Here is a 21,186-nt window from a genome sequence, read left to right as displayed (position 1 = left end):
CCACGGGTTTGGTTGCGGCCTCACGGACCGCGGCGCGATCCGACCGGACACGACCAGATGCAGCGAGCGCCGCCGAGCGCTCAAGCTGGCACCGCTCGTCGACCAGTTGGCCTACGCATGCCGGCCACCGCCGCACCACCGGCTGGAACATCACCGAGACCTACGAAGAACGGGCGGTAACGCTTCGACATGATGGAGACCATCTTCCTCTAGGAAGAAGCGGCCCCCAACCCGTGACGGTTCAGCGCTGAGCCCGCGCGTGCGAGGCGGCTTGGATGCTGCCGTGATGCTCGATCGCGTTCATTCCGCCATAACAAGTCTATCGAAAGTATGTTCGACTCGAGGTAGTGTTCTCGAGCATGCCGGAACTCGAACCCATCCCATTCGCTCAGATGCAGATCAACGACGTACGCAGGCAATTGTTGGACGCCGCGGCCTTCGGGAAGCACTTGCCGCCCGAACACCTCGAGATGATGGCAGACAGGTTGGCTGAAGGCTTGCGCATCTACACCGAAGTCACCGGGTCGGGCACTCCGGATGCACCGCGGTCCGACTCGCCTGTCGACGGCAGGGCCTGCCTCGACTACCGCGGCCGCACGCGCTGACCCACCGAAACCTGGGCTCAGCGCCGACGCCGCACCCGCGACCACCATCCGCCTTGCCAGTGGTGACGCCGCATCGCCGGACCGCATGCCGGCTGGCCAATGGAGTCCACTTCGCGGGGTGATTTGTTGCTCGCCGTGGCGGCGCCATGCCGGGACGTATGGGTGCGAAAGATTCCGACCCGAAGGCTGATGTTCTCCTGCGGGTCCTACGAGCAAGGTTGATGGTGTGCATCTGTTGGAAGCCTGCGACGGACGGAGGCGTCCGAAAGCAGTCGTCTGAGGGAAACACCATGAAAAAGCACACAATTCGCGCGGCGGCGGCAGCGGCACTAGTTGGACCGATGATCATTCTCGGCTCAGGTGTAGCTATCGCGTCACCCGCGCCTGTCCATGTGGCGAACAACCCCGTGCCGGCATCTACACAAGTCGAGCCCGTCATGTTGAGCATGTATGCCCCGCTGTGGGTCGGTGTCTGCGGGAACCCCTGGATTCCTATCCCCGCTTCGATGATCTGTGCCGCATGACCCGGTAGACAGCGCGATGACAACGGGCGGGTATGTCTTGCTCCGCCGCGGGTATCCGCACCAGACCAGCAACTTCGGCCATCCCTAGGAGGATGAAATGAAGTACGTGGTTTCCTGGACCTTCAATTGGAACGGCTCCGCGGCCGAGAATGAAGCCGGCATCCGGCGAGCGTTGGAAGTGTTCGCGAATTGGAAGCCGTCGCCCAGCGCGACGTACCACCAATTCGTCAGCCGGCTCGACGGCAAGGGCGGGTTCGCGGTTGTCGAGACCGACAATCCGATAGACCTGGCCGACGGTCCGGCCAAATTCGGCTTCTGCGCGGAGTACGAGATCTACCCGGTCGTCGAGGTCACCGAGGTCGCGCAAGCATTCCAGCAGGGCGCGGACTTCAGGGCATCCATCGGCTGAGGCCCGGCGCTCAGCCGGATACCCGTTCAGCGGCGCGCTCACACGAGCGCCGTCGCGGTCAGCCGGATTCTGATGACGCTGTAGCGGCGTGCCGACATTCGCCAGGCGTGTCTGGGGATTTGTGAGCACGGCGCATTTCAGCTACCGAACCCGTCCATGAGCAGTCGCACAACCAGGTCCGTCACCGACGCACGCCATGGGCTGAGGTGTTTTCTCACCCGTGAGTGTCGGGCCAAATGTTCGTAGTCGACCGAAGTATCCCCCGATCGTGGTCACACAGGAGGTACGCAATGACTCGAGCAAAGACACGTGGTTCCGCCGACACCGTTTCCCCTGAAGCCCGCGCCGCCATGGCCGCGCAGAACATCACCGTCAGCGTCCTCACGCGCACTTTCCGCGACATCGCCCACACTGCCGCCGATAATCTCCTCGTCCGCTCGGTCACCGACGCTCGCGCTATGGCCGAAGCCGCACGCGGTCTGGCCGACTCGGCTCGGACGCACTCGGCGGCCGGTGAATGCGGTATCGCCCGTATGGACGCGGATTTCGCGGCCGCCCTGGCCCTCGCCGCCCGCGATACCGCTACGCGTGCCCAGAAAATGGCCGAAGCGGCCATCGCCTACGAACGTCGCCTCACTGACGAAAACGCCGCTACCGCGCGGTTCGAGGAGCCCCTCGGTCCTCTGGACACCTACCGGCCGCCGCTCGAGATGGGCACATTCGATGTCAATGGCGGTGCCGGGCACATCCACGACCGCTTCCGTACCGAACCCGCCTTCCCGACCGCCGTCAACGATTCCGTAAGGCGCGCCGACGTTCTGGAGGCGATAGCCGACGACGACGCCGGCCGAACCCGCGCCGCAAAGGCCCGCGCCGCCGCCAACGCCCTCGCCGCCAGCGCCGACGATCGCGCGCGAGTCCGCGGGAAGAAGATCACGCAGATCGCACAAGACACGGTCTCAGCAGCCGCCGAAGCCACACGAGCCGCCGAGGACGCCGCCAAAGCCGCCAACGACTGCAAAGGCACTGACGGCATGAAGTGATTCTCGACCCGCTCAGCGATTGTTCAGCCCGCGCCTGCGTCGAGCGAAAACCACTCTTGATGCAGGCGCGGGTGGCCGCGGCCGCTACGGCGACGCCTGGGCGCTCCGCGAAGCCGAAACGATCTGGATCGCCTGCTCGCCCAGCATGATCAGCTCGTCATGCCGCCGCGCACCCGCATAGACCTGCAAGTAGCGCGTGATGGCGATCCGGCCCTCCTCGGTCAGCGCGTCACCTTCGTCGCCGCGCTCGTGGGCCACCTCGAAGATGTGGTCGCCGAGCTCCACCGCCACCTCGACGACGCGTCGGCTGGTGCCGGGCGCCAGCAGGCCGGTGGACAGCAGGTGACGATGGAGCACGTCGGTGAGCCTGCCCAGGTGCTTCCTGATGTCGTCGCGGAGAGCCTCGTTGTGCCGTGACGCGTAGTACAGCGCGACGAAGTCGGGGTGGGACATGTAGTGGCGGCGATGGAAAGCGAGGAACGCCTCGACGGCCGTCGCGATATCCGGGTGTGGCCGGGCGGCGCCGAGGGACTTCTCCAGCTCGCCGTCGAGGCGCGCGAGTTCACGGGCGAGGAGCTGCTCGAAGATGGCGTCGCGGTTGGTGAAGAACTGATACACCGTGGCGGCCGGAACACCGGCACGTTCGGCGACCGAGCGGACGGTCGCCGCCTCGGTGCCGTCGGTCGTGACGATCCGCAAGGCCGCGTCCAGTATCCGCTCGACGCGCTCGCGGCTGCGTTGCTGGACCGGTTCGCGGCGGAGCGGGCTGGCGTCGGGCACGCGGTCCATGGTAGACACGTCGAAACATAACATGACGTCATGTTCAGATGATCTCTTGCGGAGGCGACTACACCATGAGCGCGACCGGGGCAGCCGTCGATGCGTTGGTCAAGGCGGGACGGGTAAAACTCGGCCTCGCGTCCGAGGCCGGCACCACCGCGAAGGCTGCGTGCAACTTGTGCGAGGCGATCTGCGGCATCGAGATCACCGTCGAGGACGGGAGGGCCGTCGGTGTTCGCGGCGACCGCGACGACCCGTTGTCCCGCGGCCACGTCTGCCCCAAGTCCGTCGCGATGACCGACGTGCACGGCGACCAGGACCGGCTGCGTCGGCCGATGCGCAAGATCGACGGGAAATGGGTGGAGGTGGACTGGTCCGAGGCGATCGATGCGGCCGCGCGCGGACTCGCTCAGGCCCGTCGGCGCCACGGCGCGAATGCGGTGGCGGTCTACCTGGGCAACCCCTCGGTCCACAGCCTCGGCGCGATGACCCACGGGTCCGCGTTCACCTCACTGCTGCGAACCCACAACCACTTCTCGGCATCCTCGGTCGATCAGTTGCCGCACCAGGTCGTTTCCGCACTGCTGTACGGGCACCAGTTCCTGCTTCCGGAACCGGATCTCGACCGGACCCGGCACCTCCTCATGTTCGGCGCCAACCCGCGCGCGTCGAACGGAAGCATGATGACCGCGCCGGACATGGCGCGGCGCCTGCGGGAGATCCGGGAGCGCGGTGGCCGGGTCACCGTCATCGACCCGCGCCGCACGGAAACGGCGGCCGATGCCGATGAGCACGTGTTCATCCGGCCCGGCACGGACGCCGCGATGCTGTTGGCCATGGTGCACGTCATCCTGCGCGACCGCGCACCGCGGCTGCCCGGATACGTCACGGGCGTGGACGCGCTCCGAGACGCGGTCGCCGAGTTCACTCCCGAAGCCGCCAGCCGTTTCAGCGGCGTGCCCGCCGCCACGATCACCCGCCTCGCCCTCTCCTTCGCCGACGCAGGCCCCGCCGCCTGCTACGGCCGGTTCGGCGTTTCGACCCAGCGCCACGGCACCGTGTGCCAGTGGGCCATCCAAGTGCTCAACATCATCACCGGCAACCTGGGCCGCGAGGGCGGGACGCTGTTCACCGACCCGGCCATCGACATGACGCGCCTGCTCAACCCAGGTCAGTTCGGCCGCCGCCGGAGCCGTGTGCGCGGGCTTCCTTCCTTCGCCGGGGAGTTTCCGGTCGCCGCGCTTGCCGAGGAGATCACGACGCCGGGCGAGGGGCAGATCCGTGCGCTGCTGACGGTCGCGGGAAACCCGGTGCTGTCGACTCCTGCCGGATCCGCACTCGACACCGCGCTCGGCGGCCTCGACTTCATGGTGGCCGTGGACTTCTACCTCAACGAGACCACTCGCCACGCCGACGTCATCCTGCCGCCGACCAGCGCGCTGGAACGAGACCACTACGACTTGGTTTTCCGGGCCTTCGCGGTACGCAATACCGCGAAGTACTCGCCCGCGGTGCTGCCCAAGCCGCGCGACGCGCGGCACGACTGGGAGATCTTCCGCGACCTCGGCTCGGCCTACCAACGCCACCTCGGCGGCGGCCGGATGCAGGTATTGCGCCGTCGCCTCAGCAGGCCCGCCCTCGCCACCGAGGTGCGGCTGCGGACTCCACCGCGTCGGCTGGTGGACCTGCTTCTGCGCTTCGGCCGCTACCGACTGAGCGTGCGCCGGCTGCTCGCCCACCCGGCCGGGCTGGATCTGGGGCCGCTGCGGCCGGGCGTCGAGCATCGCCTGCGCACTCCTGACCGCCGACTACACCTGGTACCGCCGCAGATCGCCGACGCCCTCGACACTCTGCGCTCCGACCTGGGAGCGGCTCCCGGGAATCCAGGGTCGCTGCTGTTGATCGGCCGACGGCATCTGCGATCCAACAACTCCTGGATGCACAACTACGCCCGCCTCGTCGCCGGTCCGCAGCGACACCATCTGCTCATGCACCCCGCCGACGCGGCCCGCCTCGGACTGGCCGACGGGCCCGCCGTACTGCGCTCGCGCACCGGCGCCGTGCGGGTGGACGTCAGGCAGACCACCGACATCATGGCGGGCACGGTCAGCCTGCCCCACGGCTACGGGCACGCGGCGGCGGAAAGCCGGCTGTCCGTGGCCGCCCGCGTCGCGGGCGCGAGCGCCAACGATGTCACCGACCCGCTGCTCCTGGACACCGTCAGCGGAAACGCCGCCCTCAACGGAATCCCGGTCACCGTGGAACCGCTTCCCGACTTCCGCTAGCAAGGAACGCCATGCCTCACGTGATCACTCAGCCGTGCTGCAACGACGCCTCCTGCGTGCCGGTGTGCCCGGTCGGCTGCATCCACCCCACCCCCGACGAACCGGGCTTCGCCTCCGCCGAAGCCCTCTACATCGACCCTGCCAGCTGCATCGACTGCGGCGCGTGCGTCGCCGAGTGCCCGGTCGGGGCGATCACCCGCGACACCGCGCCCGCCGCGGCACCGTTCTTGGAACTGGCCCAGGCCTACTACCAGCGCAACCCGCTTCCGCCCGGCATCCCCGAGGCCCCGCTGCCCGCTGCGCGGGCTGAGGTCGGGGAACTTCGAGTCGCGGTGGTCGGCTCCGGTCCGGCGGGCGCGTATGCCGCACTCGAGCTGCTCGAGCACCCCGGCGCGACAGTCACGATGTTCGACCGCCTGCCCACGCCGTGGGGCCTGGTGCGAGGCGGGGTGGCCCCCGACCACCCGTCCACCAAATCGGTGACCGATGTATTCGAGCGCGCCGCTGCCAACGGCCGCTTCCGCTTCCACCTCAACGTCGAGGTCGGTACCCACATCACCCACGACGAGCTGGCCGCGGCGCACCACGCGGTCGTCTATGCCTACGGGGCCTCCGGTGACCGCCGCCTGGGGATCCCCGGCGAGGACCTGTCCGGCAGCGCGTCGGCAACAGAGTTCGTGAACTGGTACAACGGCCACCCGGACTTCGCCGACCGCACGTTCGATCTCTCCTGCCGCCGTGCCGTCGTCGTCGGCAACGGCAATGTCGCTCTCGACATCGCGCGCCTCCTGGTCACCGACCATGCGGATCTCGCGGCCACCGATATGGCCGATCACGCCCTGGCTGCTCTGGCCGCAAGCGGGATCGAGTAAGTCGTGGTCCTCGGCCGTCGTGGACCCGCGCAGGCCGCGTACACCACGCCCGAACTCCTCGCCCTGACCGATCTCGACGACGCCGATGTCTTCGCGTTCGCCGACGAGGTCACGCTGGACAGCGACCAGCTCGCCGAACTTCGATCGGACCCGCTCGGACTGGCCAAGGCGAAGGCCGCCGCGGACCTCGCGACCCGCCGCCGCGGCGCCTCGCGCCGTATTGTGCTGCGCTACTTGGCTTCTCCAGTGGAGATCAGGGGCGATCAACGAGTCACCGGGGTGCGCATTGCCCGCAATCGCCTCGAGCGCGGCTTCGGCGGCGACGTCCGCGCTGTCCCGACCGGAATCGAAGAGACGATCGAGGCGGGCCTGGTGCTCCGGGCGGTGGGCTATCGCGGCGCTTGGCTGTCCGGCCTGCCCTTCGATCATGATCGGGGTGTGCTGCCCAACCGCCAAGGCCGCGTCCTGCACGACCGGACCGGCGAGCACATCCCCGGCGTTTACACGGCGGGATGGATCAAACGGGGCCCGTCCGGAGGCATCGGCGCCAACAAGAAATGCGCACAGGACACCGTCACCGCACTCCTCGCCGACCACTCCGCGGGATTGCTGCCCACCCCGACAGCCACCCCACAGCACCTCGACGCGCTGGTCCGGCAGCGCCAGCCCGCTGTCGTCGGCGTGCACGAGTGGAGAGCGATCGATCGGACCGAGCGCGACCTCGGCGCGGTTCAGGGACGACCAAGGCGCAAGCTCGCCTCGTTCCCCGCCCTGCTCGCCGTTGCGCACGGAGACGATGCGATGCCGACGGTTCCACTGCCGATCGACGCAACCAGGTTCCGCCGGTAGTTGCAGTAATCGTTCTGGCAAAGAGTTAGCCGGTCGGGGCAAGCCGCATCGTCGGCCGCCCCATCGGCTCCATACGGACGCGGGAGTACCTTCAAAACAGGATCCGCCTCTGTCCCAGTGGTCGTTCCGGCGAAGGGTTAGCCAGCGGCTGCCACCGGGATTACTGTCGGGGCATGCCGACAGAACCCTCGTCGTCGCCCCGCCCCGCCCCGTCATTCCATACGGACGCGATCGCTTTCGACCACTCCCAGTCCGCCGGAGACGGCGCTTCGGCCGACGACCCGATGGCCGTACTGGTCGGCATCCTCGACCTTCAGGCAACACTGCCCAGCATCCGGCGGATGCGCCGATGGGGGCATGACGCCCTGGCAGTGGCACCCAGCGAGCGCGCGCTGGACATAGGCGCCGGAACAGGTACGGAGGTGCTGGAATTCGCCGACCGCGTCGGTCCGGACGGCGACGCGGTCGGCATCGATCCGAATCCCGCCATGCTCGACGTCGCCCGTGCGCGCGCTGAGGCAGTGGGTTCGCGTGCTCGCTTCAGCGAGGGCACCGCCTACCACTTGCCGTTTCCGGACGATTCGTTCGACGCCGTCCGGTGCGAGCGCGTCTACCAGCACCTCGACGACCCGGCCGCCGCCACCGCCGAAATCGCCCGGGTCCTGCGGCCGGGTGGACGCGTGCTGCTCATCGACAGCGACTGGCACACCGCGATCACCCACCCCGGCGACCCCGACGTGCTTGCCCGCCTGTCGACGGCAATGCTCGCCTCCACCCCGAATCCGACGTCGGGCCGACGCCTGCGCGGCCTGCTCACCGGTGCCGGTTTCGCGATCGACGACATGGGCTCGGAGGCGGTGATCTGGGATCCGGAAACAATCCGCCCCCTGTTCGCGCAAATGATCGACGCCGCCCTCGCTGAGGGCGTGATCACCGAGCAGGAGCGCCTCGACCTGGACACCGCGATGGAAGCAGGCATAGCGAGAGGCGACTACCACCTGTCGGTCACCATGTTCGCCGTCCTCGCCCACCAACCGGAGTGAGCGCCCAGGGCCTACCGTTGCCGACCCGCATCCGGCCGAATCCGCCCCGCCGACACCAGCGCCTGCCAGGCAGCGGTCTTGCGCGGGCACTCGCCGACGTGGCAGGCGCGGTGCCGCTGCATCGTCATCTGGGCTTCCCCCACACTCATCGCATGTTCGGGTGCGTCGTGCGGGAAACCCATCGGCCAGACCGCAGTGTCCATATCCGTCCGCTCCCGTCGCACTCGTTGCTCGATGTCGGCGACACTTCTGCCCTCCGGAAGCCGAACCGGCCACAGCCACATAGCGATCCCGATCACCAGCGCCGCGAGCAGTACAACACCGATGGTGACCGCGAACAGTTGCCACCCGCTCACGGCAACCTCCGGTACAGATGATCGATCGGCAGCAGCGTCGGCCACCGACACCCGCGCGGATACGTCTGCTCTGGCGTGATCAAGTCACATAGTTCGGTGACCGCACGAGCGAACGGTTGAGCATGCGCCAAACTCGGAACGATCGCCGCAGCCGCGTCCAACAACCGGATCTGCTCGGCCGCCCACAGAGCCGCGACCCTGATCCCGGTAGCGAGCACGACTATCTCCGCCAAGAAATAGCCTCGTGCACAAGCTATTTCCCGGATCATCCCCTCATCATGAGACTCACCCTCGACGAATACCGCCCGTCGAATAATGCCCAACGCACTCGGCCCCAACGGCACGGTCGCACAGCTGTTCTCCCCGTTCATCCCAGTCATCCCCTGCTCGGCGTATTGGTGAGCACCCGCCGCCGAGGAGCCGACGACAGGCGGCATCAACCCGACGGCGGGGCCGAGCAATAGCCTGCCGCCCGAGCGCATCGCGACGATTACAGAGCGCTATACCGTGTGCGGGTCGATGCCGAGACTGTGCGCCAAGCTGTGTAGGTGGCCATCGATCGCCTGACGGCGGGCGCGGCGAGCGAGCGCCGAAACGGAGTCGAGGATCATCGGGTCCATGCGAGTACGTTGCGGATCGACCATTTCAGCCTCCGAGAATGCCCGCACGGCATCGGAATCGTTGCCCGCGGCAGTCAGTGCGTGGCCATAGTCGGTCCAGAAGTAGACGACCCGATTAGGCGCCCGAACCGGCCGTGGATCGACGGTGCGCGCTACCTCGATGGCTCGATCGATGTCCCCGAGTTCCCTTGCCACCGACACATGCCAGATTGCCGTGCTCGTTGGACCGAACCACAGAAGACCGAAACCCCCATCCGCTGTCTCACCAAGCGACCGCGCTTCCGCGTATGCCTCCTCGAGTAGGTCTGATGCGCTACTCGACTGCCCTGCAATTGCATTGGCGAACGAACCACGGCACAGCAGATTCCCGTAGGCTTGACGCACCTGTGCCGCGCCGAGGAACGGCTGCATCTCGGTCGCGGTGCGGGAAGCCAAGCGAGCGGCTAACACAGCGTTCTCCGGCGGCATCGCGTTGAGCCGGGAAATCTCCGCCAACCCAATCCATTCGGGGAGCTCTAGATTCCGGGCACATCGAAGCCCTGCCTCCGCAATACCCGCCGCGAGATCTGGGAAGCCCACGCCTTTGGCCAGGAACCGAGCGTTGAACGTCAACTCGACGAACTCTGGTCCATCGAAGTAGAAAGCGTCGCGCAACAGCTCGGCCATCCCCGGAGCCAGTGCGGCGTAGTCGGCGTTGTTACGCAGAACCGTCGACCGCTCGACCGCCTCGCGCACAGCTTCTCTAGGACGCTCTGGCTTCCGGCGCTCGGCAGCCGCGATCTCGACATAGGCCGACCTGATATCCGGAATAGCCGCCATAGCAACAGCCTTGGCCGGATCGGTTGGGTCCCCCGGTTGCCCGAGTAGCTGCGCAACAGTGACGTTGAGGGCGCGAGCGATCGCGACCTGAGTCGCCCGCCGATCCAGCGCACGCTGACCGCTTTCAATCTGCGAGATGTAACCCTGTGTCAACCCGGCACGATCCGCCAGAACCTTCTGGCTGATCCCGCCCCGCCGCCTCCGCCAATACCGGATGCGCTGTCCGGTGTGCTCCATATCTCGAGCGTAGGCGGCCGCGCGCACACGCACCAGGCTGACAGCCGATGGATCGTGACTCCATTCGCGCGCAGTAAGCAGCGGCACCCCAAATCGGGTGAGTTACAAACTGTATTAGGACCGGTATCAGCGAGGATCGTCCAATTAGGCTTGACCCACCGAGCCAGTGGCGAGAGGGGTAGAGACGTGTACAGCTACGACGACAACGCCCCGGTCGGCGAGCGCATCCGGTGGCACCGTGAGCGTGGCGGTATGTCACGGCCAGCCCTCGCGGGCCTGGTCGGTCGATCAGTCGAATGGTTAACGGCGGTGGAGAATTGCCACCTACAGACCCCTCGGCTTCCGATGCTCTTGCGGATCGCCCGCGCGCTCGAACTCGAGGATCTCGCCGCGCTGACGGGCGATGAGCACGCTGTGCCCGTATCGGTGTTTGCAAGTGAACAACACGCCGCGCTGACTGATGTGCAAACGGCGTTGAGCGACCACCGCGTGACAGCTCCGAATCGCTCGCCTGGAACCGAGGACTTGGCCTTACGGCTCCATCAGGCATGGCAAGTACGTCACGCGAGCCCGGATCATCGGACGCAGCTAGGCGCTCTCCTGCCCGGATTGATCAGAGACACGCAGGGCGCAGTGCGAGCGCTTCGCGACGACCGCCGCGCCGCTCGACGCGTCCTTTCGGGCGTCTATCAACTCACGGACTTCTTCGTGGCGTATCAGCCTGCGGCAGAACTCGTCTGGCTGGTCGCCGACCGCGCACTGAACGAGGCGTACGAGGCAGACGATCCTTACCTGATCGCGTGCGGTACGTGGTCGATGGTTCAGGCATTGCGCGACAGCGGTCGCTGGGACGAGGGAATAGCGTTGGCGCGCAGCGCGATCTCACAGCTCACGCCCTATCTCGACCGAGACGGCATTCCGGATGATTGGCGAGGTATCACCGGGGCTCTCCAGGCTGAGCTCGCGTACGTACATGCCCGCCGCGGTCGTTATGGCGATGCCTGGGCACACTGGGAATCAGCCAGCCGGATCGCCCACTCACTCGGACCGACCTACCGCCACGTCCAGACCTCGTTTTCGATCCCGGTGGTGCAAGCACACGCGACGACGCTCGGAGTAGAACTGCACCGACCGGGCGAGGCCTTGCGCGCGGCGGGCTCGTTCGATGCCGACCGGATAGCATCCGTACCGCGCCGCAGCCGCCATTTCATCGAGGTGGCCCGCGCGCATTACCAGCGTGACGAGTTCGTCGCCGCCCTTGCGCTACTGAATAAATCGGAGCAAACAGCCTCCGAGACGATCCGGTACAACGGATACGCCCGCGAGATCCTGCACGCGTTGCAGAAACGCCCGCCATCAGGAATGCGCGACGACGTTCGGGATCTGTGCGATCGAGTCGGCCTCCCATCACACTGATGAGGAGTCCGACGTGACCGCACGCCGACTACCAGCGCCGCGCCACAGTGCTAATCACCTCGCCGCAGCGGCTGCCGCCCGCGCACACTAGGCGTCCGGCGGCGGACCAGGCGGTCACGATCGCCGCGACACCCGGCGGCGGCATTAATCAGATGGCGAGATCTCACCAGCGAGCCAGGGGCGGCATGGAACGACCCCGCGCTGAACGCCGAGGCGCTGGGCTGGGCAGCCGACTTCTGGCGCGCGCTGCGCCCCTACGGCGACGGCGCCTACGTCAACGTGCCGAACGCCCCTGCATCGGACTGGGAGCGCGAGTACTAGGGCTCCAACCGCGAGCGGCTGCGACAGGCGAAGGCGACATACGACCCGGAGAACGTGTTCACCTTCGAGCAGAGCGTGCCTCCCGTCGGCTAGACCACCCGCTGGAGCGCGCGCAGGTCTGCGTCCAGCTTCCGGAACAACCAATAGACGGCGACGAATGCGAGCCCGGAGGCCGCGCACAGTCCCAGCACCGAGTCGCGGACGAGCGGAAGCTCCGCGGGCTCGAGGCCGGCGCTGAATCCGGCCAGTACGCCGACCAGCGGAACCGACGCCGTTACCGCCAGATACACCGTGGTTCTCCGCCGCAACGCGTGCAGATCGGCGAAGTCGCGGGCCGTCGTGCGGCCGTGGCGCAGATAGACGGGATAGACACAGCGGACGATGTAGAAGGTCGAAAGGAAGAAGGTGTAGGCGACGGAGATGGTGCCCGACACCAGCACGGTCGTCGCCGCATGAATCAGCAGCCGCGTCGGGATATCGGTGAACCAGTGCAGCAGCAGCACCCCTGCCACGGTTGCGGCCACCGAGAACAGAAAGGTGAGCATCGCGCAGAAATCCCCCCACAGCAGTGTTCGAGATCGCACCCGCGCGAGCATTGCCTCGTCGTAGCGTCTGCCGTCGCGCAGGCCGCGCGGAACAGCGACCAGCTCGCGCGATACGTATCCCCAGATGACGATGGCCAGCGGCCAAGCACAAAGATTGAAAACCAGGACGCCCCGGTCGAGCTGCGCGTTGGTGGCGTCGGACAGTAGCCCCCTGATCAGTGCGTGGGTATGTACAGCCAGGTAGGCCGACGCGACGCTGATGCCGACCAGCGAAGACAACCACAGAATGGGGATGGACCACCGCGCAAGCCGTGCCCGCCAACTGTCCGGCAACGGATAGACGAGGTCGCGAGCCCTCTCCTCGAGGCACAAGTCGAGCTGCTGGGCTAATTCGGAACCGCACGAGTAGCGGTCTTCAGGGTCGGGCGACAGACACTTCAGCAGCACCCCGCGCAGGGCCATGGGGCAATCCGGGGGAAGCTCCGACAGGAACGCCGGATCGACGGGTCTGCGCCGCAGTTCGAGCATGCGGGCCAGCGACGTCTCCGACTCGCCTGCGGACGTTTCGTCCGCGAACGGACGGCGCCCGGTCAGCAACTCCCACAACATGACCCCGAGCGCGAAGAGGTCGCTGCGAGTGTCGAGGTCGGCGGCGGTTCCCGGCAGGTCCGGATGGCAGGCCTCCAGCTGTTCGGGCGACATGTAAGACAGTGATCCGCCGAAATACGCCAGCGGACTCGTGCCCTTGACGCGTTGGCTGAAGCTGACGTTGAAGTCGGCCAACTTCGGGATTCCCTCCGCACTCAGCAGCACGTTCGCAGGTTTGATGTCCCGATGCAGCACGCCGCGCTCGGAGGCGTGCTGCAGGGCGTCCGCCAGTCGGCGGCCCAGCCAGGCGACGGTCTCCGGCCAGGTCAGGGTTGCCGTCCGCGCCCGGATAGCCGATTCGGAAGGCCGAACCTCGCCCTTATCGGCCAGTTCCTTGTCGACGGCATCGAGCAACACTTGGCCACTGCGCTGTTCGGGCGGCGTCGAGCGCAGGAAGCGCAGCACGTCCAGCAGCGTTCCCCCAGGTAGGTACTGCATGTAGAGCAGCCTCAGCTCGCCATCGGCGATGAGTCGCTGGTCGAAGATGCGCACGATGTACTCGTGGTCCAATTGGGCGAGGGTCTGCGGCTCGATGCCGTGGTTATGGGAAATCTTGACCGCGACCAGTCGCTGCATCGACTGCTGCCGAGCGAGATACACCTGGGCGAATGCGCCCGCCCCGATCCGCATCAGAAGGTCGAAATCATCGACATGGTCGCCGACATTGATGGCGTCGAGTGAGACCTGGGCACTCGGACGGGCGATTATCGTGCTGCGGTAGTCGCTCGTAAGCTGTGCGAACTCAGGACCGGCCGCCTGGGCGGTGACCTCGGCGGACATGGTGGCCGCATCGCGTGTCCCCGAACCGCGGCGCAGCGCGTGGAATTCCTCGTACAGCAGCGCGTCCGGAAGCGGACCATCGCGCAGCTCCGCGAATTCGGCCCGGTATTCGATCAGTCGTTTGGGAAAGTGATAACGAACCCAGCGATATTCGAGGTCGATCTTGATCAGTTCGATCAGTACCGTACGCCGCTCGGCCGGTTCACGAGGCAGATATCCGGACAGATCGGGTGGGAACCCGGAGGCCCAAGCCTCGGAGAACCGCGCCACCGCGGTGGCCAGCGTTGTGCGGGTCCGTTCCGCTGAATCGACCGGATCGATCGGCTCGTGCATCGGTAGCTCGGGATCAACCGAAGGCGATCACACGGCGGCTACCCGATGCGTATAGCAGTTGGCCCACGCCATCTCCTTTCCGCCGCACCTTCCCTGCTCAAGGGTAGCGCCCCGAAGCTAGCTAATGGATAGCAACAGCGGTATCGGCCCCCCGGCGGATTGCGCAGCTCATCGCACGGCATTCACCGTGCAGCGGTGTGGAGAGCTCGAGTCGGGTGGCGTCCACCCAGTCCACAGCGGCGGCGTTCGGCACATCGACGTAGGCGCGTCGACGTGGGAACAGCCCGACTCCGCCACCTACCCCACATCGCGGCGCAGCCAGGTGACCTCGGCGCCGGATTCTGTTCCGTAGCGGTAGATTTCGAGGTCCTCATCCCAGGCGGTGCCGAGGGCGCGGTCAATTTCGGCGGCCAGGTCGTAAGCGGAGTACTTGCCGAGTTCGCGGGTGGCTTGGAGCATGGCGCGCAAACGCATTTCGCCGATCATGACGTCGCCGTTGGCGCTGGTGGAGCCGTGCCAGAGACCGAGGCCGGGGACGAAGCTGTAGCGCTCGCCGTCCACGCCTTCGCTGGGGTCCTCGGTCACCTCGAAACGCAGCACCGGCCAGGAGCGCAACGATTGGGCGATCCGGGAGGCGGTGCCGACGGGGCCGATCCATTCGCTGGTCGCGCGCAGCTGTCCGTCGGCCGGCTGCGCGGTCCAGCGCAGCTTCGCGGGGGCGGCAAGGGCCGAGGTCAGCGCCCACTCGACATGCGGGCACAGCGCGGCAGGCGACGAGTGGATGTAGACCACACCCGCCGTCGCGTCCGCGAACTGACTCGATGCGCGCACCACCAACACCTCCAGCTTCGACGAGGAACGTCTTCCCCAACGACTCATCGAACTGGCGTTGCCCGAGTCTACTGGAGTGCCCGAAGTTACACGTGTTACTTCACAGCCGTGTTGCGTATGGCTGCCGCCTCCGCGATGACCGCATCGCTGAGCGGTGGCCAGGCCGCCCGCGCCCAGTCGCCGAAATTCTCGTCGCTCAAGGCGAGACACGCCAAACCCGTTCGAGGGTCAACCCATAAAAATGTCCCGGATTGGCCGAAATGTCCATAGGTTTGTGGCGAATTCGTGCCACCGGTCCAGTGCGGCGTCTTCCCGTCGCGAATCTCGAAGCCGAGTCCCCAGTCGTTGGGACGCTGCGAGCCGTAGCCGGGGAGCACGCCGTTCAGGCCAGGGAACTGGACGGAGATGGCCTCGGCGTGCGTCTGCGGCGAGATCAACCGGGGATTCAGCAATTCGGCGGCGAAGCGGGCGAGATCCGCGGCGGTGGACCGTGCCGCGTGCCCGGCCGAACCGGCCAGCACCGACGCCGTCATCCCCAGCGGCGCGAACACCGCGTCGCGCAGATACTCGTCGAACGCGATCCCGGTCTGCTCGGTGACGAACTCCGCGAGCACCTCGAACCCCGCGCTCGAATAGATCCGCTTCGTACCAGGGGCGGCTTGGACATTGGTGGTGTCGAACGCGAGTCCGGAGGTGTGGGCAAGTAGATGACGCACCGTGGCGCCGGGCGGCCCGGCGGGCTGGTCGAGTTCGACCGCGCCCTCTTCCACCGCGACCAGAACGGCGTAGGCGACCAACGGCTTGGTCACCGACGCCAGCGGGAACACCCGGTCGACATCACCCTCGTTCGCGGTTTCCCCATCCGCGGTGACCACCGCCGCCGCCGCGTGCCGGACCGGCCATTCCCGAATCTGCTCGAGTGCTCGCACCATGCGAGCCTACGAGAGCCGCATCAGTACCATCGAGTCGCCATGAGTGAAAAGCCCACTGTTCACGGGGACGTCGCGTCCGGTTTCGGACCGGTCGCCGACGCATTCCGCCGCAACTTCGCCCAGCACGGCGAAATCGGCGCCGCCGTCGCGGTCTACGCGGGCGACCGCCCGGTGGTGGACCTGTGGGCCGGCTTCCGCGATCGGCTGCGCACGCTGCCGTGGGAGCAGGACACGATCGTGCCGGTGTTCTCCTCGACCAAGGGCATGGCGGCGTTCGCCGTCGCCGGGGCGGTGAGCAAAGGTTTGCTCGACTACGAGCAGCCGGTGGCGAAGTACTGGCCGGAGTTCGCCGCGCACGGCAAGGACGCGGTGACCGTGCGTCAACTTATCGACCACCAAGCCGGGCTGTCGGGCCTGAGCGAAATCGTCCGGTTGCCCCAGATCGCCGATCTGGACGGGCTCGCCACCATTCTGGCCGCGCAGAAACCCGCGTGGCGGCCCGGCACCAGACACGGCTACCACGCGATCACTCTCGGGCTGTACCAGGGCGAGTTGCTGCGCCGGGTAGACCCGCGGGGCCGCACGCTCGGGCGCATCTTCGCTGAGGACATCGCCGCACCGCTCGGCCTCGATTTCTTCATCGGCCTGCCCGCCGAGCAGAGCATGGACCGCATCGCCATGCTGTCGGCGACCCGCGGGCTGGACGTGTTGCGCTACGAGCGCGATATCCCGCTGCGGATCGGCGCGGAGATCTACGCCAAACGCGGGCTGTCCTACGCGGCGCTGACCAATCCGCGCTGCGGAGCCCCGGCACGGGCGACGCGACGTGAATTCCTCGAGGTGGAACTACCCGGGCACAACGGCGTCGGCAACGCCCGCGCGCTGGCCAAGATCTACGGCGCTGCCGCGGCCCGCACCGGCGCGCTGCCGATCGACGACGCACTGCTCGACCGGCTCGCCGCGGCCGAGACCGCCGACGACGTCCCCGCCGAGGACTTGGTGCTGCACACCAAGAGCCGCTACCACCTCGGCTTCCGCAAGTCGCGCGGCACATTCCGCTTCGGCTCGGACAAGCGCGCCTACGGCACGACCGGTCTCGGCGGCTCGTTCGGATTCGCCGATCCCGCAACCGGTCTGGGCTTCGGTTACACGATGAACCGGCTGGGGCTCGCCGTCCTCGATGACGTTCGCAGTCGTAACCTGCGCGAAGCCCTGCTGCGCTGTCGCATCTGAGCTGAGACCATCACGCGACGCCTCGCGGCTGCAGCGCAGCCTTGGCTCAGCGGCCGCGGGCTGCTTCCACCGTTGACGGGGCAAATCCAGGCGGCCTACGCGGGCGGGGTGATGCTGCTGACCGCGCTGCTCGTCGGCGGCTGCACTCCGGCGATGATCCTGGCCTGGACCCGTCCCGACGCGGAACCGGAGGACGAGTGACGCACCCGCTCGGCGGCGAGCGGCGCGCCGAACAGTCACGGCCGGCGCAGGTCCGGCGGGTTGGCTGCATACACTCACGGCGCCCGGCTCAGCGAAGTATCCACCGGTCAACCATCGTGGAATCGAGGGGACATCGTGGCGGAACAGCAGACCAGCATCGACGCGTACCTGACCGCGTTCCCCGAGGACGTACGGGGCGTCCTCGAAGCGATCAGACGCACCATCCGGACAGCGTTACCGGATGCGACCGAGGCGATCAGGTACGGCATTCCCACATTTCGGCTGCACGGTCACAACGTCGTTCATTTCGCGGGCTGGAAGCAGCACGTGAGCCTCTACCCGATTCCCGAAGGCGACACGGCGTTGCAGCGCGCGGTCGAGCCGTACAAGGCGGGCAAGGGGACGTTGAAATTCCCACTCGGCAAGCCGGTCCCGTACGACCTGATCGCACGGATCGCCACCGAACTCGCCGAGCGGGGCAAGGACTGAGCTTCCGCCGCGGTTACCAGTCGGCTTCGGTGTACTTGATGATGCCGCGAATGTTCTTGCCGTCGAGCATGTCCTGGTAGCCCTGGTTGATCTCCTCCAGGGAGTAGCTGCGGGTGACCATGTCGTCCAGGTTGAGCTGGCCGGACTTGTACAGCGCCAGCAGGCGCGGCGCGTCCTGGCGGGCGTTGCCGCCGCCGAAGATGCAGCCCTTCACCGTCTTCTGCAGCATGGACAGCAGGAAGCTGTTCAGCTTGACGTCGTTCTCGTCCATCCGGCCCATCGAGGTGACCACCAGGGTGCCCGCCTTGGCGGTGAGGATCAGGCCCTCCTCGATGTACTCGCCGTGCATCTCACCCATGGTCAGGATGACCTTCTCCGCCATCCGGCCCTCGGTGGCCTCCATCAGCGGCATGATCGCGGCGGCCATGCTCTCGTAGGTATGCGTGGCGCCGAACTTCTGTGCTTGTTCGCGCTTCCACGGATTCGGGTCGATCGCAACGACTTTCGAGGCTCCCGACAGCACCGCGCCTTGCAGCGCGCTCATGCCGACGCCGCCGATGCCCGCGATCACCACGGTCTCGCCGGGAGCAACCTGGGCGACGTGGGTGGACGAGCCGAATCCGGTGGGCACGCCGCAGCCGACCAGGCAGGCGACCTCGAACGGAATGCCCGGATCGATCTTCACCACCGAGGTGTGGTGCACGGTCATGTACGGCGCGAAGGTGCCCAACAGGCACATCGGGATGACGTTCTCGCCCCGCGCCTGGATGCGGTAGGTGCCGTCGCTGATCGCCTGGCCGAGTAGCAGTCCCGCGCCCAGGTCACACAGCGCCATGTGCCCGGCGACGCAGGCCGGACAGCGGCCGCAGGCGGGGATGAACGACAGGATCACGTGGTCGCCGACCTGCAGGTCGGTCGGACAGTCCGGACCGAGCTTGGTGATCACGCCCGCGCCCTCGTGCCCGCCCATCACGGGGAAGGCCGGCATCGGGGTCGCGCCGGTCACGATGTGATGGTCGGAGTGGCACATGCCCGCGGTCTCCATGCGGATCTGCACCTCGCCGGCGACCGGATCGCCGACCTCGATCTCCTCCACCGACCACGGCTGGTCGATCCCCCACAGGATCGCGCCCTTCGTCTTCATTCCTGTCGACCCTCTCGCATGCACGTGCTTATATGTGACTGCACCCACAGTACGAGAAAAATGTAACGCGTTCTAGTACCGCGTTGAAAATTCGGGCGTACAGCGTGACGGAGGTCCCGAACGCGTTACAGTCCGCTGTCAGCCGCGGACGTCGTGCACGTGGTGCACCAGATCGTGGACGAAGTACCGCGCGAAGGAATCCACCGTGAACACCGCCCCGTCGCTGCGCGCGCCGCGCAGTCCACGCCGGGCCTGCGGAACGGATTCGAAGGAGCGCGCCACACGCTCGGCGGCCTCGTCCAACTCCGCCGCGACCCGGGCCGGGTCCTGCTCGTTGTAGCGATCGGCGATCGCGGTGGCGTCCTGGTCCCAATTGGCGAAACGCGGGATCTCGCCATCGGGGTCACCGGCCAGCATCAGGCCGAGCCGGGTATCGAAGAGGCGGCACACGTCGCGCACGTGGGCGCCGTATTCCAGGGCCGACCAGGTGGATTCGTCCGGCCGAGCCCGGACGTCGGGGCGGTCGAGCACCGCCCCGAATCGGACGGCCGTCTCGCGGGTCAGCGCGGGCACGGCCTCGTAACTGGTCGCGGCGGCGTCGAAACCACATTCGGGACAGGCGCGTTCGAGCACCCAGGTCCAGTCCTTGACATCAGGAACGATCGGCATGCGGCCAACCTAAGGGTGGCCGAGTCGCACCTGCTACCGATTTTCGGTCAACTATCGGCAACATCCCGACAATCACTCCATGAGCTGGTGCGCCCGCTCGAACAACTCCAGCGTGATCGCGTGCAGGAACTCGCCGACCTGCGTGGGCGCCTTGCCCGCGAACGCGCGGGCGTGCGTGCCCTCCAGAACGATGCCGAGCTTGAAGCAGGCCAGCACCGTGTACCACGACATGGCGCTCAGATCGCGATCGGAGAACCGCCCGTAGTGCGCGATCATCTCCTCCGCGGTCGGCAGCCCGCCGACCGCGCCGAGCTTGCCGACCAGCGCCGCGCCGGTGGTACCCGGCTCCGGCCGGGTGGCGATCTGCCAGCCGAGGTCCAGCAGCGGGTCGCCGATGGTGGACATCTCCCAGTCCACCATTGCCGCCACCTGCGGACCGTCGTAAGAGAACACCATATTCGCCAGATGACAGTCGCCGTGCAGGATGCCGGGCGTCCACTCGGCCGGACGGTTGCGGTCCAGCCACTCGCCCACCGACTCCACGCCGGGAATCTCCGGGCCGGGGTAGCCCTCGTTGGCCGAGTACGACTCCAATTCACCGAGCCAGCGCGGCACCTGACGTTCCAGGAAGCCCTCCGGCTTGCCGTAATCGGTCAAGCCGAGCGCCTGGTAGTCCAGCGCGCCGAGCCGCGCGATCGCCTCGACCGCGGACAGGCCCATCTGCCTGCGCATCTCCGGATCGCTCGCGTGCGGCTCGGGCAGTTCGTTCTGCGGGTTGAAACCGGTGATCGGCTCCATCAGATAGAAGACCGCGCCCAGCACCGATTCGTCGGGGCAGGCCGCGATCACCCGTGGTGCGCGCACCTCGGTGCCGCCCAGCGCGCCGAGCAGACGAGCCTCCCGCCGGATCACGTCGTTGCTCTTGGCCCGCAGGTGCTTCGGCCCACGGCGCAACACGTACGTCCGGCCGCCGCGGGTGAAGCGGAGCATGATGTTCTGCGTGCCGCCGCCCAGCGCGGTCACGTCCTCGACCTCGCCCGCGGGCAGACCCTGCTCATCCATCCACTTGCCGACCACGGCGAAGTCGACGACCGCGGGGTCCACGTCAGCCGGTTGCGCAACAGACATGCCCAACATTGTGCACCACCGGACCAGACGAACTGAAGGCAGACGACAACAGTTAGCTGCGACCGGCGCGGCGT

At 67.1% G+C, this 21,186-nt stretch carries 18 protein-coding genes and 2 pseudogenes; 11 read left to right on the top strand and 9 right to left on the bottom strand.

Annotated features, from left to right (window positions below):
* Positions 1-359 precede the first annotated feature (359 nt).
* From IU459_RS18805 to IU459_RS18795, 3 genes are all read left to right on the top strand, one after another.
* Positions 360-605, top strand: coding sequence for a DUF6374 family protein (locus tag IU459_RS18805; RefSeq protein ID WP_195130843.1), 246 nt, complete (start codon positions 360-362; stop codon positions 603-605).
* A gap of 621 nt (positions 606-1,226) precedes the next feature.
* A complete protein-coding gene (locus tag IU459_RS18800) occupies positions 1,227-1,538 on the top strand; it encodes a DUF3303 domain-containing protein (RefSeq protein ID WP_195130842.1) in 312 nt (103 codons plus the stop codon).
* A 290-nt stretch (positions 1,539-1,828) separates the two neighbouring features.
* The gene (locus IU459_RS18795) at positions 1,829-2,581 is read left to right on the top strand and encodes a hypothetical protein (RefSeq protein WP_195130841.1); all 753 of its coding nucleotides are present in this window, start codon (positions 1,829-1,831) and stop codon (positions 2,579-2,581) included.
* Between the two features lie 84 nt (positions 2,582-2,665).
* Here IU459_RS18795 and IU459_RS18790 read toward each other — a convergent pair whose 3' ends face one another.
* Positions 2,666-3,361 carry a TetR/AcrR family transcriptional regulator gene (locus IU459_RS18790; protein WP_195130840.1) on the bottom strand — a complete coding sequence of 232 codons (696 nt, stop codon included), beginning with the start codon at positions 3,359-3,361 and terminating at the stop codon, positions 2,666-2,668.
* 74 nt (positions 3,362-3,435) lie between these two features.
* Between IU459_RS18790 and IU459_RS18785 the strand changes: the two genes are divergently transcribed.
* The 3 genes and pseudogenes from IU459_RS18785 (at position 3,436) to IU459_RS18775 (ending at position 8,410) form a co-directional block, all read left to right on the top strand.
* Positions 3,436-5,646, top strand: coding sequence for a molybdopterin-dependent oxidoreductase (locus IU459_RS18785; protein ID WP_195130839.1), 2,211 nt, complete (start codon positions 3,436-3,438; stop codon positions 5,644-5,646).
* 11 nt (positions 5,647-5,657) lie between these two features.
* Positions 5,658-7,367 (top strand): annotated as a pseudogene (locus IU459_RS40515) (FAD-dependent oxidoreductase).
* Positions 7,368-7,540: 173 nt separating this feature from the next.
* Positions 7,541-8,410, top strand: a complete 870-nt coding sequence (locus IU459_RS18775; RefSeq protein ID WP_228838122.1) for a methyltransferase domain-containing protein — start codon at positions 7,541-7,543, stop codon at positions 8,408-8,410.
* A gap of 11 nt (positions 8,411-8,421) precedes the next feature.
* Here the strand turns inward: IU459_RS18775 and IU459_RS18770 are convergent, their stop codons facing one another.
* The gene (locus IU459_RS18770) at positions 8,422-8,766 is read right to left on the bottom strand and encodes a hypothetical protein (RefSeq protein ID WP_195130838.1); all 345 of its coding nucleotides are present in this window, start codon (positions 8,764-8,766) and stop codon (positions 8,422-8,424) included.
* Between the two features lie 500 nt (positions 8,767-9,266).
* Entirely contained in the window at positions 9,267-10,442 is a 1,176-nt protein-coding gene (locus tag IU459_RS18765) for a helix-turn-helix domain-containing protein (protein WP_195130837.1), read from the bottom strand.
* Between the two features lie 186 nt (positions 10,443-10,628).
* On the opposite strand from IU459_RS18765, the gene IU459_RS18760 reads away from it, so the two are divergent.
* Both IU459_RS18760 and IU459_RS18755 read left to right on the top strand, forming a co-directional pair.
* Complete coding sequence (locus tag IU459_RS18760; protein WP_324198926.1) at positions 10,629-11,858, top strand: helix-turn-helix domain-containing protein; 1,230 nt, start codon at positions 10,629-10,631, stop codon at positions 11,856-11,858.
* A 171-nt stretch (positions 11,859-12,029) separates the two neighbouring features.
* Positions 12,030-12,272 (top strand): annotated as a pseudogene (locus IU459_RS18755) (BBE domain-containing protein); the annotation flags it as partial.
* Here the strand turns inward: IU459_RS18755 and IU459_RS18750 are convergent.
* From IU459_RS18750 to IU459_RS18740, 3 genes are all read right to left on the bottom strand, one after another.
* Complete coding sequence (locus IU459_RS18750) at positions 12,269-14,485, bottom strand: serine/threonine-protein kinase (protein WP_195130836.1); 2,217 nt, start codon at positions 14,483-14,485, stop codon at positions 12,269-12,271. The pseudogene IU459_RS18755 and the gene IU459_RS18750 overlap by 4 nt on opposite strands.
* A gap of 297 nt (positions 14,486-14,782) precedes the next feature.
* Positions 14,783-15,316 carry a DUF3145 domain-containing protein gene (locus IU459_RS18745; RefSeq protein ID WP_195130835.1) on the bottom strand — a complete coding sequence of 178 codons (534 nt, stop codon included), beginning with the start codon at positions 15,314-15,316 and terminating at the stop codon, positions 14,783-14,785.
* 95 nt (positions 15,317-15,411) lie between these two features.
* Entirely contained in the window at positions 15,412-16,245 is an 834-nt protein-coding gene (locus tag IU459_RS18740; protein WP_195130834.1) for a serine hydrolase domain-containing protein, read from the bottom strand.
* Positions 16,246-16,287: 42 nt separating this feature from the next.
* Between IU459_RS18740 and IU459_RS18735 the strand changes: the two genes are divergently transcribed.
* From IU459_RS18735 to IU459_RS18730, 3 genes are all read left to right on the top strand, one after another.
* Positions 16,288-17,481 carry a serine hydrolase domain-containing protein gene (locus IU459_RS18735; RefSeq protein WP_195130833.1) on the top strand — a complete coding sequence of 398 codons (1,194 nt, stop codon included), beginning with the start codon at positions 16,288-16,290 and terminating at the stop codon, positions 17,479-17,481.
* Between the two features lie 72 nt (positions 17,482-17,553).
* On the top strand, positions 17,554-17,682 hold the full coding sequence (locus tag IU459_RS39335) for a hypothetical protein (RefSeq protein ID WP_267469842.1): 129 nt from the start codon (positions 17,554-17,556) through the stop codon (positions 17,680-17,682).
* A gap of 135 nt (positions 17,683-17,817) precedes the next feature.
* A complete protein-coding gene (locus tag IU459_RS18730) occupies positions 17,818-18,171 on the top strand; it encodes an iron chaperone (RefSeq protein WP_195130832.1) in 354 nt (117 codons plus the stop codon).
* Positions 18,172-18,184: 13 nt separating this feature from the next.
* Here IU459_RS18730 and IU459_RS18725 read toward each other — a convergent pair whose 3' ends face one another.
* The 3 genes from IU459_RS18725 to IU459_RS18715 form a co-directional block, all read right to left on the bottom strand.
* Positions 18,185-19,315, bottom strand: coding sequence for an NDMA-dependent alcohol dehydrogenase (locus IU459_RS18725; protein WP_195130831.1), 1,131 nt, complete (start codon positions 19,313-19,315; stop codon positions 18,185-18,187).
* Between the two features lie 138 nt (positions 19,316-19,453).
* Positions 19,454-19,984: a DinB family protein gene (locus IU459_RS18720; RefSeq protein WP_195130830.1), complete on the bottom strand. Its 531-nt coding sequence runs from the start codon at positions 19,982-19,984 to the stop codon at positions 19,454-19,456.
* 72 nt (positions 19,985-20,056) lie between these two features.
* Complete coding sequence (locus IU459_RS18715) at positions 20,057-21,121, bottom strand: phosphotransferase family protein (protein WP_195130829.1); 1,065 nt, start codon at positions 21,119-21,121, stop codon at positions 20,057-20,059.
* Positions 21,122-21,186: the final 65 nt, after the last annotated feature.

It is taken from the genome of Nocardia amamiensis (assembly GCF_015477605.1).
GTDB lineage: Bacteria > Actinomycetota > Actinomycetes > Mycobacteriales > Mycobacteriaceae > Nocardia > Nocardia amamiensis_A.
This window is presented reverse-complemented; position numbering and strand designations above follow the sequence as displayed.